Source organism: Pseudomonas sp. R32, from assembly GCF_009866705.1.
Classification (GTDB): Bacteria; Pseudomonadota; Gammaproteobacteria; order Pseudomonadales; family Pseudomonadaceae; genus Aquipseudomonas; species Aquipseudomonas donghuensis.
The window spans coordinates 3,517,374-3,534,573 of record NZ_CP019396.1 but is presented as its reverse complement, the minus strand read 5'-3'; the positions used below and the strand labels follow the sequence as shown (position 1 = coordinate 3,534,573).

General features: G+C 57.7%; 14 protein-coding genes. 7 read left to right on the top strand and 7 right to left on the bottom strand.

The window, feature by feature from the left end; translation table 11 throughout:
• Window positions 1-27 precede the first annotated feature (27 nt).
• The 3 genes from PspR32_RS16440 to PspR32_RS16430 form a co-directional block, all read right to left on the bottom strand.
• On the bottom strand, window positions 28-1,995 hold the full coding sequence (locus PspR32_RS16440) for an ATP-binding protein (RefSeq protein WP_159388896.1): 1,968 nt from the start codon (window positions 1,993-1,995) through the stop codon (window positions 28-30).
• A 147-nt stretch (window positions 1,996-2,142) separates the two neighbouring features.
• A complete protein-coding gene (locus tag PspR32_RS16435; RefSeq protein WP_159388895.1) occupies window positions 2,143-2,568 on the bottom strand; it encodes a hypothetical protein in 426 nt (141 codons plus the stop codon).
• A gap of 207 nt (window positions 2,569-2,775) precedes the next feature.
• A complete protein-coding gene (locus tag PspR32_RS16430) occupies window positions 2,776-3,738 on the bottom strand; it encodes a bifunctional GNAT family N-acetyltransferase/nucleoside diphosphate kinase regulator (RefSeq protein ID WP_159388894.1) in 963 nt (320 codons plus the stop codon).
• A gap of 428 nt (window positions 3,739-4,166) precedes the next feature.
• Between PspR32_RS16430 and PspR32_RS16425 the strand changes: the two genes are divergently transcribed.
• Window positions 4,167-4,394: a hypothetical protein gene (locus PspR32_RS16425; protein WP_159388893.1), complete on the top strand. Its 228-nt coding sequence runs from the start codon at window positions 4,167-4,169 to the stop codon at window positions 4,392-4,394.
• 81 nt (window positions 4,395-4,475) lie between these two features.
• Window positions 4,476-4,763 (top strand): DUF3077 domain-containing protein, encoded by a 288-nt coding sequence (locus PspR32_RS16420; RefSeq protein ID WP_159388892.1) that lies wholly within the window; start codon window positions 4,476-4,478, stop codon window positions 4,761-4,763.
• Window positions 4,764-4,824: 61 nt separating this feature from the next.
• Here PspR32_RS16420 and PspR32_RS16415 read toward each other — a convergent pair whose 3' ends face one another.
• Together PspR32_RS16415 and PspR32_RS26260 are read right to left on the bottom strand one after the other, a co-directional pair.
• Window positions 4,825-8,073 (bottom strand): DEAD/DEAH box helicase, encoded by a 3,249-nt coding sequence (locus PspR32_RS16415; RefSeq protein ID WP_159388891.1) that lies wholly within the window; start codon window positions 8,071-8,073, stop codon window positions 4,825-4,827.
• A gap of 104 nt (window positions 8,074-8,177) precedes the next feature.
• A complete protein-coding gene (locus PspR32_RS26260; RefSeq protein ID WP_178114660.1) occupies window positions 8,178-9,518 on the bottom strand; it encodes a hypothetical protein in 1,341 nt (446 codons plus the stop codon).
• A 112-nt stretch (window positions 9,519-9,630) separates the two neighbouring features.
• On the opposite strand from PspR32_RS26260, the gene PspR32_RS16405 reads away from it, so the two are divergent.
• The 4 genes from PspR32_RS16405 to PspR32_RS16390 all read left to right on the top strand — a co-directional run bounded on the left by PspR32_RS16405 (window position 9,631) and on the right by PspR32_RS16390 (window position 12,907).
• A complete protein-coding gene (locus tag PspR32_RS16405) occupies window positions 9,631-10,896 on the top strand; it encodes a phospholipase D-like domain-containing protein (RefSeq protein ID WP_159388890.1) in 1,266 nt (421 codons plus the stop codon).
• 187 nt (window positions 10,897-11,083) lie between these two features.
• Window positions 11,084-11,992 carry an NAD synthetase gene (locus PspR32_RS16400; protein WP_159388889.1) on the top strand — a complete coding sequence of 303 codons (909 nt, stop codon included), beginning with the start codon at window positions 11,084-11,086 and terminating at the stop codon, window positions 11,990-11,992.
• Window positions 11,989-12,411: a hypothetical protein gene (locus tag PspR32_RS16395; protein ID WP_159388888.1), complete on the top strand. Its 423-nt coding sequence runs from the start codon at window positions 11,989-11,991 to the stop codon at window positions 12,409-12,411. Before PspR32_RS16400 ends, PspR32_RS16395 begins: the two co-directional genes overlap by 4 nt.
• Window positions 12,412-12,463: 52 nt before the next feature.
• Window positions 12,464-12,907: a hypothetical protein gene (locus PspR32_RS16390; RefSeq protein WP_145997609.1), complete on the top strand. Its 444-nt coding sequence runs from the start codon at window positions 12,464-12,466 to the stop codon at window positions 12,905-12,907.
• Between the two features lie 206 nt (window positions 12,908-13,113).
• On the opposite strand, the gene PspR32_RS16380 is transcribed toward PspR32_RS16390, so the two are convergent.
• Entirely contained in the window at window positions 13,114-14,451 is a 1,338-nt protein-coding gene (locus PspR32_RS16380) for a ferredoxin reductase family protein (protein ID WP_010222389.1), read from the bottom strand.
• 242 nt (window positions 14,452-14,693) lie between these two features.
• Between PspR32_RS16380 and PspR32_RS16375 the strand changes: the two genes are divergently transcribed.
• Window positions 14,694-15,026, top strand: coding sequence for a hypothetical protein (locus PspR32_RS16375; protein WP_148276790.1), 333 nt, complete (start codon window positions 14,694-14,696; stop codon window positions 15,024-15,026).
• Between the two features lie 748 nt (window positions 15,027-15,774).
• On the opposite strand, the gene PspR32_RS16370 is transcribed toward PspR32_RS16375, so the two are convergent.
• A complete protein-coding gene (locus tag PspR32_RS16370) occupies window positions 15,775-16,932 on the bottom strand; it encodes an aminotransferase-like domain-containing protein (RefSeq protein WP_159388887.1) in 1,158 nt (385 codons plus the stop codon).
• Between the last annotated feature and the right edge of the window lie 268 nt (window positions 16,933-17,200).

The window sequence follows — 17,200 nt, the reverse complement described above, 5'->3', positions numbered from 1 at the left end:
CGATCCCAAGCTATTCAAGGTGGCAGATTAGTCGAACAGCTCGCTGCTATAGGTCTTGCGGTGATAGTCCTGAACTCCGTCTACCGAGTTTAGATAATCGATTAGCTCTTTGAGAACGATGACATAGAATTTGGTTGTTGCAGAATTTAAAATGTGAGTGATTCCATGATAGTCGCGCAGATGCAAGTTGTCCAGGTCCAGTAGCGAAACAACATCATAGTTGCGCTGGCACTCTGAGCCTAACTCCCATGCGATGGCAAGATGAATTTCTTTTTCGCTTTTGTATTCGGACTCAAATTCGCGAATTAGCGCATCGATATTGAATTTGTACTCAAGAATTTTTGGAGGGCTCGTGTGCTCCTTGTTGTACTGAAGGTGTTGAACTCCCAAAGGATTACTTTCTTTGTCATATTCATGATTGGAGAGAGGGTCTCTAATGATGAACTTGAAAACTCCATCATACTGCTGGGTTTGACTGGTGGCCAATAATTTTATGCCTCGAATAACTCCGCCGGCAATTAACTGATTGAACAGTACAATCACATCTTGCTCTGACACAGGTTCGGATGTTATTGAGATTTCATTGGTGGGTGCAAAGAAGTTTTTATTGGTGAGGCTTAATGGTCGTTCTATTTCATGGGCTTCTTGTGCTCGTACCCAGTCATGGAGAGACCCCTCCCTAGTTATGTCGTTCTTGGCGCCTGTATCTATTCTTAGAAGGCGTCGCCATTTTTGGAAGCGCTTCACTATCTCCACTGAAATATGTTCTGCAGCCTCTTTCAGTTCAGGTTGAAAACCTTTCCGTCCTAAATCTGGATCTGCATCTACAAAGTGAACAATGACATGGCACTGGTTCTGGTGGCCAATGTTAGAGGTCAGCGGAATTGTGATCAATTCACCCTGTATCATCTGATTATTAGCGAGCTGTAGACCACCTTTCAAGACTCTGTACTGTTTTCTTAGCTTTGCAAGCTCGTCATTGAATTGATCCCAAATAGACGTAGAGTAAGCAAAGTAGCCGTATGCTGAAATCTTATACTGGTTGATTAGGGCGTTAAACTTGTCGGTGGGTGATAACAAAGAAAGTAAATCATCAGGGCTAAAAAATTCATATATTCCGTTTGCCTTCAGGTATTTCATCGGAAGGTTGGATGAATCCCTTCCCTGGGATTGAAGATTTTTCTGAGCTTTCAGCACATCCTTTAGGTTGACGCTTGCGCTTAATTTTAGGTGCGGATATATATAGCTGCAGCTTTGTTCGGATAATACTGAAACTTCGCCTTGCTTGCTTGTGACTTTGAGCTGGAATTTAATCTTTGAGATTTCTGATGTAAATGTTATTGCTCCGAGTGGGGTTTTGATAAGCAGTAGATACAGCCATTGTTCGGCAGTAGTGGCTGAGTACCAGGATAGATCTTTTGGTCGAGTGCTGGATCCGCCAAATTTTATTTTGAATGTCGATCCTCTTGTTATTGCTGCGAACGCTGGGTCGGTAATATCCGAGGATGTAACCATTGGGCGCGTAACAGTGCCGTGAAAGTCCTCCACCCAGTCCCGACCCTTCAAAAGCTCCCCATGGAACGTATGGCCGGAAACTTTTGTGCCAAATTGTAGGTAGTCGAAGCCGTAGCCTATGTAGGTGGCTCCAACTCCTTTATTGCCCCTCGTTTGGCCACCATTTTTAAAGGAGATATTGGGGGCGAGGAATGATTTAAATTCTTTTTCGTTGAATCCAATGCCATTGTCAGTTATGGAGAAAGAATTTTCCTCAAGATTTATAGTAAGCCAAAGCTTGGGGGCGTAGTTTGGCTCCTCAAGCTCAGTTGCGCGGCGATCCACGGCATCCATCGCATTTTGAATCAGCTCAGAAAAAGAGTCATACATACCAACGTAGGACTTTAAAATGTTCTTGATTTCACGCTTCTTCGCAGCGAACAGGATCTCTGCATCTACATCTTGACCGCTGGTGAGCGGATCCCATGATTCTAGCTTCATAGCAGTCCCTTTAGTTCAGCAAACGATCGGATTCTGTCCCAGAGCACCCAGCTCGAGAGCCCTGAAAGTTTCATTATCTGGACGTTACCAGCGAGCTGTATATTTAACTATTTAAAAAATTAATCGAGGGATGCCTCGTCAATAGAGTTAATGGTGAGATCGCCTCTGATCTAAACGACGAGCGAGCAGCCGGACAGTCAGCAAGTAGTAGTATCGCGTACGGACATCGAATTGCGCCTGGTAGGTGGGTGCAATGTCGTCGCTGCGTAAGAGGTGCTTGAGGTCGGTGAGGGTGATATCGACTCGATACCCTTGGTTGCTCCACTCGTTGAACGAGCGAGTTGGAGGGCGTTCGGCTTGGTAGGCATCGCGCTCGGCTTTGGCAATCGTGCGTAGGTAGTTGTCGTGGTAACAGAAGATCAAGTCTCCGGCTTTGACTTTACCGACGTTGTCCCAGTGGCGACGGGTTTGCACCTTGCCGGCTTGTGTACGCGAACTCAGCGGGGCCCAGAGAAAATTGCCGGACCTGGCTTCCTTGTGAGTCGTACCTAGGTTCACCCAGAAAAATTGCATCTCGCGTCCTTACAGGTCTGGCATATCGCCAGCAACCATACCGCGAGATCCTACGAAAATGAAGGATTGGTCCTACTTGCTGTTACCAAATTGAGCGCAGGAAGGAGGTCCTCTGGCCAAGTCCTGACCTTGTCCACCATGTCTGCATCAGGCACGGAAATCGTTGGGGATCTTCGTGCCTGATGGAGCACTTAGCTAAAGGCGCAATTACAGGTGGAAGTCGCCCGCAGCCTCGGGCTGGTAAAGCACTTTCCTGATCCCGATCCGGCGGGTCCGGTCAGAAACTCGCCAGTCGATGGCGTCCCCCTCCTGATAGCCCAGGATGGCGGCGCCGATGTCGGAACACACGGAATACTTCCCGGCGCTGCTGTCTGCGTCTTCAGGGTAGACCAGGGCCACTTCGATCTCTTCGTCGTCCAGCTGCAGCAAGGCCCTGGAGTTCATCGTGACGACATTGCGCGCCACCTGCTGCGGCGTGACGACGATGGCTCGCTCAAGCTCATGTTCGAGTTCAACAACGGCCGGGCCTTGCTCGAGCGCGATCAGGCTCTCGAGCCTGGCCTTGTCGATTTCGGTGATGTAGATCTCAGTGGAGTCGGCAACGGCACCTTCGCGCAAGAACTGCAGATAGCGCGCCGCCGTCATGGAAAATGACTTCAATGTCGGCGTTTCGCTTTCAAGCAGAAAACCGCTGCGCACAAAGGCTTTCAGCGAGCGGGTGTTGTCGGGGTGGATCTTGGCGATGAGCTTCTCGGCGCGCATGTCGAGAAAGGCCAGTTTCATGCCTTCACGGATCGTGCGCGCGCCAAGGTTTCGGCCCCATTTGTCGCTGTCTCCGATGACCAGGACGATCTCGCAATTCGGGCCGGTCTTGATGAGACGGACAAAGCCCACCGGGGCATCATGCCGGTCGTAGGCCATGAAGAATCGGCCGCCCCGGTTGAATAGATGGGTCAGGATCGGCAATTGAGTTCGATCGATAACTTGCTCGATGGAGCGGGAGACATGACGCGAATCGCTCAAGTAGCAGGTAACGCGCTCATCTTCCAACCAATCCATGAGCGTCAGTGCGTGTGCCCGAGTAATTTCCGGGCACAGCGAAATGAAAGGCTTGTTCATCTTCACCACAGTTATTTGGAAAGAATGAAAGCCCTTCATGGCTATGGCCATGACGGTTCTTTCGGCAACCGGCCATTTTATGGCAAAACGCTAGTGAATGGCGAACAGCCTGCGCACTCTGGCAGGCTTTTGCCGTTCTTTTCGATGACCTTGCTGATGAACATCCGCCCCATCAAAATCTTCAGAATTTCCTGATTCCCTGTAGTCCATTTCCCAATCATACTCCCACCGCCTTTAAGCCATTGCAGTGGTTCCTTCAGCGCTCTAGTCTCCCCCAGTCGTTGCCAACTCAACGACCGGTTTTGACAGGCCGAATTCAAAGTGAATCCGCATGTGCACGCGTTATGGCGGCTGTACGTGGGGCACCTTCGTGTGCGCCGGGTTTTCCTTTGCTTTGCCGGTCTGTCAACCCGCGTATAGCTGCCACCTTTTGTTTGACAGCAGGCGTGTGGCGGCTCCCTAAAGCAAAGGAGTTCGCTATGTTAAAAATCGTCCCCGACCCACCCCTCAACCCCAACCAATCCCTCGAAGACCTACTGGTCCAAACCTCCGAATACCTGGTCCGCGCCCTGACCATCGGCCAACAAACCGTCCTACTCCATCCCAAAGCTCCTGGGCAGGTCCTCACCTTGGCGACCATGCATGAAATCGAGCACGCCCGTGTTCTGGTCGAAATGGCCTTGAGCAAAGTGCAGTCACGCCACTGAGTTGCCAATAAGCAGACGCCCGCGTTGCTGACGAAATCGCTTAGCAACGCGGGCTCGCGATTTCAGCAGGGAGACCTATCAATGGATGAGGATTTGAATGCAGCCAGCACCGTTAAGACCGCTGGCATCGCTGCCTTCGGTGAAGGCGAAAGTGGGCATTCCACACAAAGGCTGTTCCGCGTCGAGCCCGGCCACAGTGCGGCGTTCGCTCTGGAGCAATCGGCCGTGCTGATGGGCTGCGTGCATCGGCTGACCTTGCAAGCCGGGATCGAGCATGACGCGGCGTTGGTCTGGGCGGCGCATTACCTCAGCGGCATGGCCAAGGCGTTGGTGGAGGATGTGGCGCACGGAATGGGCGCTGAGCAGTAGTCAGTGGCTCAACGCTGAAGCGCTCCAGCGTGGCACTCCACCACGCTGGCCCCCGCACTCATCAAACAGTCGTATTGCCCGCCGGACTCAGCACCACCTGCTGCTGCGTCGGCAACAGCTGCATCACCTCGCAGAACAACGAGCGGCCTTGCCAGTCGTTGCGATCACCAATCACATATAGGCGCCGCTTGGCGCGGGTAGCGGCGACATTCAACAGGTTCGGCTCGGACACGGCCCAGTCGCGGGCGCCAGGGCTTTCGGTGTTGCCGCCCAGCACCAGGATGATCACCGCGGCTTCCTTGCCTTGCATGGTGTGGATGGTGCCGAAGACGATTTTGCGTGGCAAAAAGCTGCTCAGCCGTTGGCGCACATCCTGGAAGGGGGTGATCACGGCGATGCTGTCTTCAGGTACACCATTGGCCTTGAGGCTGGCCAACAGCTGTTTGAGGGCGATGCCTTCGTTGCGTACCCAGTTGCCGGAGGAGGGGCCGCTGGCCTGAATCCAGCCGGTCAACAGGCTGGCGCGGGTCTCTTTTTCTGCCGAGGGGGCGAGGGTGCCGTAGACCATGGCGTTGTCGTAGGCGATGCGGTTGGCCAGGGTGAACATCGGCCGGTCGCAGCGACGATGCACCACCAGCGGCAAACCCACCCAGCACTTCTGGCCACGCGGGCCGGCCATTTTGCCCCAGTGGGTGGCTTGGTCTGCCAAGGTTTGTGCGGACTGGCGGTTGGGCAGCCAATGGGCATCGACCTGGTAGCGACAGCGCATGTGTTCCAGCACCGCGTCGGAGACGGTGACAATCGGTTTGAGCTGCAGCGGATCGCCCACCAGCACAGCCCGGCGTGCGCGCCACAAGGCGCCGACGGCGGCTTGCGGAGTGGCCTGGCCGGCTTCGTCGACCAGCAACCAGCCGATCTCGCCGCAACCGAGGCTGCCGAACGAGCGGGCAAAGGATGCGAAGGTGCTGCTGAGCACCGGGACGGCCATGAACAACGAAGCCCAGGCTGAACGCACGAGCTCGCGCGACACGCCCTGGTAGCGCCCGCCGGTGAGTACGCTGGTGATGAAGTACAGGTTGGCGGTCAGGCGTTTGGCTTCGATCTGGAAGAAGGTGCGGTGCAGGCTCAGGGCTTCGATGAACACCTTGGCGCGGGCTTGGCGCCAGTTTTCAAGGACCCAGGGCTCAAGCAGCTCGATGGCATCACCGCGGCCGATCTCGCCGGTGTCCAGCCAGGCCAACAGGTGCGCGGCCTGGCCTTCCTCGGCGAGGCGTCGGGCGTTGTCAATCTGCAAGGTGGCGTGCTGGTAGAGGGCAGCAAGCGCTTGCTCGTCGCTTGCCAGTTGCTTGTTCACTTCCATCACCTGTGCAACCAGGCGCTGCACCTGACGCTGGGCAGTGTCAAACGCATCCTTGGCCAGGGCATGGCTGGCGTCGAGCAAGCGCTGCTGTGCCGACCAGGCGCGGTGGGACGCCCAGCAACTGCACAGGTTGGCCCAGAAGCCGGGCTTGGTTTTCAGGTGGGCTTGCAGGGCCTGGAGCTGGGTTTCGAGTGTGCTCCGTGCAGGCGTCAGGGTCTTGGTTTCCTGGGCACTTTGTTCGCTTTCCAGGCCTTGGCGTTTGGCCAAGTGGTCCAGGCGTTGCTGTTCCTTCTCGGCGATTCGGGTTTTGGCGCTGATCACTGCCTTGATCAGGTCGATGATCGCGCAGGCGCGGGCTCGCAGCGCTTGCTCGTTGCGCTTGGCTTCGTTGTACTGCTGCACGGCGGCCTGCCAGGTGCTTGGGCGTTCCTCGGGCGATACTGCGGCGCTCATCAACCAGCCAAGGAAGCCCTTTGGCACTTGCGCCGGCTCTGCAGCATCGGCCACAGGCGCTTCGTTGGCCTGTTCGTGCTCAGTGTTGTCAAGGTCTTCGTCCTGGGCCAGGGCATCGAGCTCCTCAAGGTCAACCTGGGCTGCGGCGTCTGCCATGGGCTTTGTCGGTTTGGCTGGCTGCTCACCATAAAAGAAGCGTTTGACGAATTGGGTGCGTTTGGCTTTGCTGCCCAGCGCGGCAGAAATCATGCCCCATGCCGGCTTGCCACTGGTGAGCTCACCGAGGTGACTGAAGTACTCCGCTTCGGGCAGCCACGAGGGGTCGATCTTGTCGCGTTGCGGCAGCTCCAAGGTGACATTCTCGACTGCACCGTTGTTGGAGGAGGCCACCACCATTTCGAAGCCGAACAACTCAGGCACCAGCCGGTAGGCTGCACGCTCGCGGCCACTGTCATTGGCCGTTTCGCGACCGTCCTTGACGAAGGCATCAGAGGCCCGGTTGAACGACGCCAGTACATCGGCGCGCTGAGTCACCACGGCGGCAATCAGGTCGCGCAGCAGGGTAGTTTTGCCGGTGCCAGGCGGGCCATTGACGCCCAGTACACCGGAGGCGTCAGACAGTGTCTGCAAGATGCTGTTGACCGCCACCTGTTGCGAGTGCACCAGACCCAGGTGCCGTTCCGCGGGCCAGCAGCCGGGGGCGTAGCGGGAAGGGGACAGGCGATCAATCAGCGCCAGGGAGGCTTGTGGAGTATCCAGGTGCAGGCGGTTACCGGCGTCATGTTGCTGAAGGTAGTGCGCCAACGGTTGGCTGATCGTGCCCCGGGCTACTGCCTCGGCCACATCGGCCAGGTCGCCCAGCAGGAAACTGTTGAGCGGATCGTCCTCCTGCTCGGGTTTCTTCGGGTCGATGGGGGCCGAGCGAAACCGGTGGCGTCGTTGGTTCAGGTCACCGAAAAAGCCATCGAGGCCGAGACTTTGGCGTACATAGTCAGTCATTCGCTCAAGGCTGTCGGCCGTTACCACGCCACCCAACAGCATATTGGCCTGTTCACGGGCCCGGTCCTGGGCGTCGTCGAAACCACGGGTCCAGTCTTCACCGGCGATGGCGCACCCCACGAACCAGGCCTCGCTGGAGAGCACCAGGCTGTCGGCAATCATTACCCCGTCGGCACTGAACTTCAGCGCAAACAGTGCCGATTCGCGGCGCTGCGGCTCCTTGTAACCCTGGTCGGCACCGTAGAGCGCTTCCAATTGCTTGGCGACATCGAGGTTGTCGTACAGGTGAGCATAGAGGGTGTGGCTCCAGACGCGTATTTTCGGCAGCGTCTGCGTGCTCAATACACTGGTCGGCATCCAGGGCAGTACCCGGGCCGTGGCGGGGATGTCGTGGTAATAAGGCTGATAGTCGTCGTCGCGCTTTTTCAGCTTCGGGACCGATTGCGGTTGCAGCAGTTCAACCGCATGCCAGTACCGCACAATGCTTTGCTGGTTCATCAACGTCCTTGAGAGCAATAGCTGCTCGATTGTCCTGGCTGCCAATAGCATGGGCAGCGGGGTCACCGGCCATGTGGGGCCGGTCACCGTTGCATATCGTGAGGTCAGTCCTGCGCTTGGTCTTCGAGCAGGCGCAGCAACAGCGGCTCGATATCCAGGGTGCCTTTAACGGTGGCGTCCAGCAACTGCAGGTTCAACACCCAGTGCTTTTTCCCACGGCTCACTAGCTGAATCACCCCGAGGTCTTCAAGGATGGCAGCCAGGCGGCTCGACTCCGGAACCCGCTGTTGCTGGTTGATGGCCTGGTAGTAAGCGGTACCGATGCCTTCTTCGCTGGTGCCGGCCGGAACACCGTCGGCACTGTTGGCCAGGGGAAATTTCCCGCGCCCGAACTGCCGCCACAGGTAGTTGAGAGTATCGTTGACCACCTGCAGCGGGTAGCGGGTGATGCTCTTGCCGTGGGTCTCGAAGCCCTGACCGGTCACGCGGTAGTGAAAAGGCTTGCGATGGCTGGGCGTCCAGCATTCGACCCATCCCGCTGTTGGCGCGGGCATCGCGCTTTGGCTGGCCTCTGTCTCCGTAGCGGTCGCAGCGCCGCCGCCCAGGTCATAGCCAATCATGAACAATGCCGCTTCCAAACGCCGCAACGGGCTGCCACCCGAATCGTCGTGCTTGTTGAAGCCGCTGTCCTTGGCATCGGCGTGGGCGAGTACGGCGGCCAGTATCTGGCTGGCCTGAATGTTCCACTGCGCATGCACCGTACCGGGCTGCAATAATGGGAACCGCAAGTTGCCCTGGGACGGATCGCGCTGCTTGGATATGCCCTTGGTCGGCCTGGCCGCAGCCCAGGGGAAGGCCAGCTCAGGCGGTACCTGGGTAAGTTTGGGGTTCGCCTGCTGGCAGAACTTCACCACTGCCCAACCCAGCGCGGCTGCAACGCGGCTGTCGTAGATCACCAGTTGCTTGCAGATCAGCGAGTAGACCTTGGTCATGCCGGCATTGAAGCGCAGCTCGGGGTCAACCAGTACCGAGTGGTTCAATTCACCGCTGTCGATCGCGTCGCGGGTGCTGATCAGTAGGTTGGCCAGGCCGTCGCAGTTGTTGGTCAGCCAGCTGACGTTACCGTTCTGTACGCCACCCCAGATCATCACATCGATGGCTGCGCGGCTGGCGGCCTGGTCTTCGGGCGCGGGCGCGAGGGCGCGTTGCAGTTGCTGCTGGAGCGCCGCCAGCGCGCGGGTGTTGCTGGTGATGTTGCTGCCCTTGTCGACGTCCAGGTGCTCTATTGCCGGGTGCGGCCAGTGGTATTTTTCATACGCATTGAACAGGCTGCTGCAGTGCCAGGGCTTGTCACTCATGCGGTTCTGGTACTGATGAGTGAAGGTGGCGTTGTCCAGGTTGGCGCTCATCCATGCAATGAAGGCATCGAGCAGGGGCTGGGCCATGGCGGTTTCCTTGTAGGGCGGCTTGGGCGTGCTGGGGGCGGGATTTTGGGCTAATCGTCCAGTAGTGGCAATGTAGTATTATCGGCAAAGGTTCGAACAAGGATGCCGACGATTGAAGTTCACTAGCAATATCGTGCCGCTGATAAAAACGCAGCTGCAAAACGACAAGGTAGATCTGAAGATTTTCTCGCCCTATCTGACCGGTTCGGCAGCGCTGGAGATTGCCCAACTGGGTAAAAGTGCCAAGGTCTATACGCTGGTCAATGTGCAGGTGCTTGCGTCGGGTGCCTCCAGTTACAGTGCCATCAAAGCCCTCCTGAAGAAAAAGATCCCGGTTTACTACCTGCCCAATCTTCACGCGAAGATGGTCGTCGCCAAGGACCGCTTTGTGACCTTGGGCAGCCAGAATTTTACCGAGCGGGGTGCGAGTGCGAATTTTGAAACCAACGTTCGCGTTCGCGGGGTCAGCAAGGGCGTTGAGGCGCTGGTGGCGAAGATGGAGCGTAAGGCAACTTTGTTGACGCCGGGCTTTCTGGAGTCGGTTAACAATGCTGCGCAGGCGCTGGTTGGCAAATACGATGCGCTGCGCAAGCAGGCCGAAGAACTGGATCGCGACTTGATTGCTGCCGAAAAATCGCGCGCAAGTGCGCAACGCGGCGAGCGGGCAATCGATGCCGAGGTTCGCTCGGAGTTGGCCAAGCGGCCGCAGTCCAATCCCAGAAAGTGCACCATCGTTTCTCGCTACGATGAAAAAAACGCCAAGCTTCAACATTCGTTAAAAGGCGAAGAGCTGTTGAGCTGGTCCGTCGGCAAGGCACCCCACGAGCTCAAGCCTCAGCACCGCTATTTGTGCATATCCGGTGCCGGGAAGCTCGGCTGGGTCAGGGTGAACAGAACGGTGTACTCGTTCATCGAAAACCAGATCGATATGGAACGAGGCGAAATCAGAGGCCAGGTGCACTGGGAGGTTGGCGTTGATGCAACCGAGCAGGCGTGCAAGGCGAGGAGGGGCGGGTACAACTTGCGTGTGGCAGTTGCTGACCACCAGGGTAAGGAGCTGTGCCATGTGTTCATGCGCTACAACACCGAAGACCTTGATATCGATCCTGCCGTCTTGCTCAGAAGCACAGGCACGCCCAAAGCGCCGATTGCCGAGCGACGCAAGGCAGCCGAATGGATCAACGCCAATACCGAGAGCTTCAAGGAGGATATCAAGCGGATTATCACGACACCGTTCAAGTTCCAGGAAAAACTGACCGGCGATCGAGCGGACAAGTTCTTCGGCGGTGATGGAACTTCGCACCTGCTCTGCCTGGTCGAACTGAGCTCAAACGTAGCGTTGCGGGTGATTGACCCGGTGGAAACAACGGCGGGGTAATACGTCTATAAGAGCCTCAATGGTTTCCTCCTACAAGGCATTGTTTTTATTCTTGTTTTGAATGTGTAGGACGACATACCCGGCAAAAATACGCTTCTGAAACGTTGATTTTTAGCTGCTAAAACTAGGCCGCTCAAGCGCCTGCAACCTTCGGGTCTGCGGGCGCTTTCACGTTTCAGGAGACCCCATGAACGACTCAAGGATGAGCGGGCTTGGCGCGAGCCCGTCGCTGTACTTTGCGCGCCAGCGGATTGAAAGCCTGGTCAATGTGCCGAGGTTGTTCGCAGCGATTGACGCCGACCCCGGGATTGTCGGGGCAGGGGTGGTGTATATCGATGCGAACTACAACGTGGTGACGTTGCGGGAGTTTCGGCCGATTTGTAGTGTGTTGACTAAGCGGGTGGTGCTGCGGGAGGTGAAAAGGTATTTAGCTCCTGCGCAGTACTTGGAGCAGATCAGCAGCGATCCACGAGAGTCTCAAGTTTTCGAGAGGCTATTGGGTACTGCCGCAACCTGCGTGAGTACATACATCGGTTGGCGGGTGCTGTACAACGGTTCCATTGCTGTTGCTTTCGGAGGGCCAGTTGGCGTGGCGATTTCGGTTGTGAGCACAGCGGCCGCTCTGGCAGGAATTGGACTATGTGTTATTGGGGGGATTAGAACCACCATTGAAGCTGCCAAGCCTGAGCTGAATGATTTCCTTGACGATATGGTCGCCATGCGTTTAATTGAGTCGTCGCTTGAAACCATTTCGGTAATGGGGTTGGCAACTTCTTCTATGAGCATTTTTCGGATTTTGCAGGTTCGTAAGATGGCTACGGGTAGAGGTTGGTTCGATCTGTTCAGAGAACTGAGTCGTCAACAGCGAAAGAGTTTGACGGCAGAATTGCTATCGATAAAACACCCTTCGTTAACTGCTAAGCAGATCAGGTTGCAGCAGCGATTAGGCCATCTACCTAAGCGATATACACCGACACAGATCAAGCATTCCACCACCACTTTGATTAAGGATGCATTGGGTGTGGCATTGGGGATCGGTAGCAGCGCTAACGTCCAGACAATTGTCTTGGGGCTTTATGAGGAAGTAGACGAATGATGCTCGTTCCTGCAGTCGTCGAACGGATGAAGCGATATTTTTCGTGCTTTGCAAACGGATTCTTTCTTGCACTGTTTTCGATGATTTTTGCGTCGGTGCATGTTCTAGGTGTTTATCTGCATGACGTTGAACAGGTAATGCTGGCGGTACTTGGGGCTTCGTTTGTATTGTTCCTAGCGCACATCTTGTTACTGAGAGGTTTTGTCAACGCTGTCTGGACCACAGTTGCGCTTGTCGTGACTAGCCTTCTGGCAACGTTTGCTACATACGGGGCATCGACTAACCGTGTGTTTTTCGCAGTGTCGTTGATCACCGCATTGTCTGCCCTGCTCACGATCAACAGCCGCCGTTACCGGATGATGTGCAAACGTCTGGTGGTGATACGTAAGCAACGTAAAAAGTGGAGAGTCCGAAGATGAAGGTTCTACTCGCTTCATCGGTTTCGGCTCGTATACTCCAAGGGCATGTTAAATGAATCCCTTCTTCCGCGTTCGTACCTTTACACGACGCTATTTCCCGCGACTGATAGCCGTAATCTTGCTGACCACCGCTTCCTTCTCGTTTGCCACTTTGAGTGTAATGTATAGTTTTTTCCATAATCACCCCTATGAAAATGAATACGCTGTCGGCTCGGTAGTGACTGCCGCATTTTTGCTTTCCTTTGGCAGCTACATCCTTATCCGGGGGCGGGTATGGGGAGTCTGGGTGATCGTCGGGCTTCTATTGGCTTGTCTTCTCGCCGTGATTTCAACTGTCGAGAGAACGCCTCATAAGCTGTTTTCCGTCTTTTCTCTATTGGTTCCGCTGTCGGCGCTGCTCGTGATCAACAGCCGAAGATTTCGCCAGATGTGCAAACGTGTGGTGGTCATACGCAAGATGCGGAATCGATGTGTGGCGGGCGGTGGTAACGAATGAATGACGCGGCAAGTTTTGCTGGCCGCATCGCGGGGCAAGCCCGCTCCCACACGGTTCGGCGATGCTGCTGCCGACGCTGATCGGTACGCGGGTGTACATCGGTATCAGCGAGGTGACCTTCCGTCGGGTGGTGTTGACCCTGTCCGGGGTGGCGATGCTGGTGGCGGCGGCAGCCCGGGCTGCTGGCGCGCCACTTGCTCTGATCGTCAGCGCATCTGGAACAGCTCTTGATGGAAGTCGTTCGGCTTCAGCCCATGGGCCACCAGGTCTTCGCGCAGGGACTGCCCCAGGTCCGCTGGCCCGCAGTACCAGATACTCGCTTCCTGCCAATCGGCAATTTCCTTGCGCAGGCGTTCGCCGCTCAGCCGGCCATCCTGGCCTGACACCAATAGGTGCAAGCGCACGCCCGCAGCCGCCACGTCGGCCCGCAAGTTATCGATGACGTCGGGCGAATACACGCTGCAGGGATGAAACAGGTCAATACGGTGTTGCCGGTCAGGCTCCAGCGCCAGCTGCTTTAACCGGGCCACAAAGGGTGTGATGCCAATGCCGGCACCGATCCAGATCTGCCGCGGCTTTTGGTCTTCGAAGGTGAAGCAACCGTAAGGGCCTTCTATCGTCACTCGGTCGCCTTCTTTCAGGCGCGTTGGCAGTCGGCGGGTGTGATCGCCCAGCCCTTTGGTGATAAAGCGCAGCTGCGCGGCCTGCGGTTCCCAGGCAGAGGCGATGGTGTAAGGGTGCGGCCCCTCGGACTCCGATGAGGTCACGAAGGCGAACTGTCCGGCCTGGTGCCCAGGCCAGCCCCCTTGCAGGGCGATATGGGTTTCCAGCAGGTTCGCCTCTGGGTAGTGGATCAGGGTCCGGATTTGGCCCTGGACCTTGCGCTGCTTGCCGATGCGCTTGAACAACGCCTGCAACGCCGCCAGCGTGCCGCCGATCAGCAGCAGGGCGGTAACGATGCCGATAGGTTGCAGCCAGTACTCGAACTTGAGCAGCACCACGGTGTGGAACACCAGCACCAGATAGAGTGCCGCCAGAACAGTGTGGGTCTTGGCAAACCAGTGGTACGGGAAACGCTTGATCAGGGCCAGTATGATCAGCACCCCGATGACGTAGAACGTCCATTCCCCAAGGGTTTCGGCCAGGCCGCGCTGGCTGCGCAGCGCCTGCTCGATTGCGCCCAGTTCTGGCGCCACACCGCCGCCCTTGGCCGGCTTGGTCAGCCAGCCCCAGCCGACTGCCCACTTGGTGCCCTTGGCCCAGACCCAGTGCACGCTACCGAACACCAGTGCGCTGATGCCGAGCCATTTGTGCAGGCGATACATCTTGTCCAGCCCGCCAAGCAGGGGCTCCGGACGGCGCGGGCGCACGGCGAGCATTATTGCCACGCTCATGGCCGCTATCGCGATCACGCCGGTGTATTGCACCAGTACAGTACGCAGCGAGAAATAGCTCAGTGGGGTCGGCAGGAAGGTATCTGCCAGCGCCCATAGCACGGTTAACCCTATGAACAACGACCACAACGCTATCTTGATGCGCTTCAACTTGGCTCTCCACTGTGAATCCTGGAGACATTCTCAGCCTTCAGCGGGCAGGGTAGGGATGAGCGTTCTGGTTAACCGGTTAAATGTTGATGCAGATCAACTGGTTGGGGAGTTAACGACAGGCTTGGTCAAGAACGTTACTCATTACGCCCTCGGCGAAGGTGCAGGGCACCCGTCGCCGGTGCTTTGCTGCGCCAAGGCAAGACTGATAGCATTCGGCCACTTTCTGCGGAGGCGGTGCTGTGGCGCGTTCTATTTCCGGGCGGTTGGGATTGGCCCTGGTACTGGTGTTGGCGGCGTCCACGGCGTTGGCGGCCAATACGCCGTGCTCCGGGCGCAAGGGTGGGATTGCCGGCTGTGATGGCGACCTGTTTTTGTGCAATGACGGGTCGATCAGTGGTTCGAAGAAGAGCTGTACCGCGTACATGGGCGGCAGCGCCGCGCGGCCTTCGCTGCAGCCGCTGCGCGGGGCGAGCGAGGGCTGTGGTTGTGGCTCCGGGTCGTTTTGTACCGGGCCGCGGGGTGGGGTTTACTGCCTGACGCCCAGTGGCAAGAAGAGTTATCGGCGGCGGTGAGGGTGGTTGAATAGGCTGGGATTTTGGCTGGCTGTACCGGCCTCATCGCGGGTCAAGCCCGCTCCCACAGGTCGTATGCCAATCTTGGAAGTTGTGGGAGCGGGATTCAGGCAACGCTGAATGCGCTGGCTGTACTGGCCTCATCGCTGGCAAGCCAGCTCCCACAGGTCATGTGTCAACCGAGAGGGCGCCGTCGTACTTGTGGGAGCTGGACTTGCCAGCGATCGAGCGCGCAGCGGTCGTAACTCAGGCGGCGCCGAATGTGCTGGCTGAACTGGCCCAGCTCCCACAGGTCATGTATCAACCGTGAGGGCGCTGGCGTACTGGTGGGAGCTGGACTTGCCAGCGATCGAGCGCGCAGCGGTCGTAACTCAGGCGGCGCCGAATGTGCTGGCTGAACTGGCCCAGCTCCCACAGGTCATGTATCAACCGTGAGGGCGCTGGCGTACTGGTGGGAGCTGGACTTGCCAGCGATCGAGCGCGCAGCGGTCGTAATTCAGGCAACACCAAATGTGCAGGCTGTACTGGCCCAGCTCCCACAGGTCATTCGTCAACCGTGAGGGCGCCGTCGTACTTGTGGGAGCTGGACTTGCCAGCGATCGAGCGCGCAGCGGTCGTAACTCAGGCGGCGCCGAATGTGCTGGCTGTACTGGCCCAGCTCCCACAGGTCATTCGTCAACCGTGAGGGCGCTGGCGTACTGGTGGGAGCTGGACTTGCCAGCGATCGAGCGCAAAGCGGTCGCAGGCGCTATTGCCCCCGCCGCCCATGCTTGACCAGCAACTTCTCCAGCTTCTCCCACAACGCCGCCTCGGTACTGAACGCGACGTTGAAGCGCATCCACCCGGTCGCCTGTGAGTCGACCATGAACAACTGCCCAGGGCCGAGCATGATGCCTTGCGCCAGGGCGTCATCGACCAGCGCCGCGCTGTCGGCGATGGCCGGGTGGCGGGTCCACAGGTACATGCCTTCGTCGCCTTCGATAAAACGCTCGAAACCCAGCCGGGTGAGGTGTTCGCTGACCTGCTGCTGCGCCTCGGCCAGGCGCTGGCGCAGGCGCTTGAGGTGCTTGCGCCAGCGTCCGTCGGTGATGGCGGCGTACACCACCCGTTCCATCACCTGCGAGGCGGTCGGGCTGTGCAGGTGCGGCTGGGTGAAGAACACCGTCGGGCGGTGGTGTTCGAGCAGGCGCTCCAGGTGGTCGAGGTCGTAGCCATTCGGGGTGCGCGGCACGCCCAGCAAGGTGGCGCCCTGAAAGCGCAGGATGCTCATCAGGTTGGGGTAGCCGGGGTCGTCCACCAGCACCACGTCGCCGGGGCGCACCAGGGTACGCACGGCCAGGTCCAGGGCCTGGCTGGCGCCGTGGGTGAGCATCAGCTGGTTGGGGTTGGCGACGATGCGCAGGTCCTGCTGCAGGTTCTGCGCGGTCAGGGTGCGCAGCTCCAGCAGGCCCATGGGGTCGCCGTAACCGCTCAGTTCCAGCACGCTGCTGGCGACCTGGCGCATGCCCCGGCGAAGGCCGTCTTCGAACATCCAGTCGTTGGGCAGCCAGCCGCAACCGGGCTTGAACTCAAGCTGACGGCTTTCGAAGATCTGCTGCAGGTACCACTCGGAGTTGAATTCCGGCTTGCCCGGCGCCGGTTCCTTGGTCTGGTTTTCGATCAGCTCCACGGCCGCACGGTTGACGAAGAACCCGGCATTGCCACGGCTGACCAGCAAACCCTGGGCGACCAGGCGGTCGTAGGCCTCGACCACGGTGAAGGTGCTGACCGAGTAGGTGGCGGCGAAGGCGCGGATCGACGGTACCTTGGCGCCGGGTTTGAGGGTCTGGTTCTCGATCAACTCACGCAGCCCGTTGATGATCTGGTTGACCAGCGGGGGCGATGCGTCGGCTCGTAATTCAAGCATGGGGAAGCTGTGCCTTCAGGTGTGCGTAACGCCGGGCGCCTGCAGGAAATCGCGGTGTACTGCATCGGCGGCCTGTACAGTGCAGTGGATTTTTCATCGCGCTGTGCATGGCTCTATGTGTCGGACATTTTTACATTAGGGGTCTGTTACCGCTAGCTAAAGCACGTTGAAGCAGTATGAATAATCACAATGACACTGATGCTTTCACCCTTGGGCGCTGCCCAACCGCTCCTTGCGCACAGATGGCACTGATCCGCCATCGCGCCAT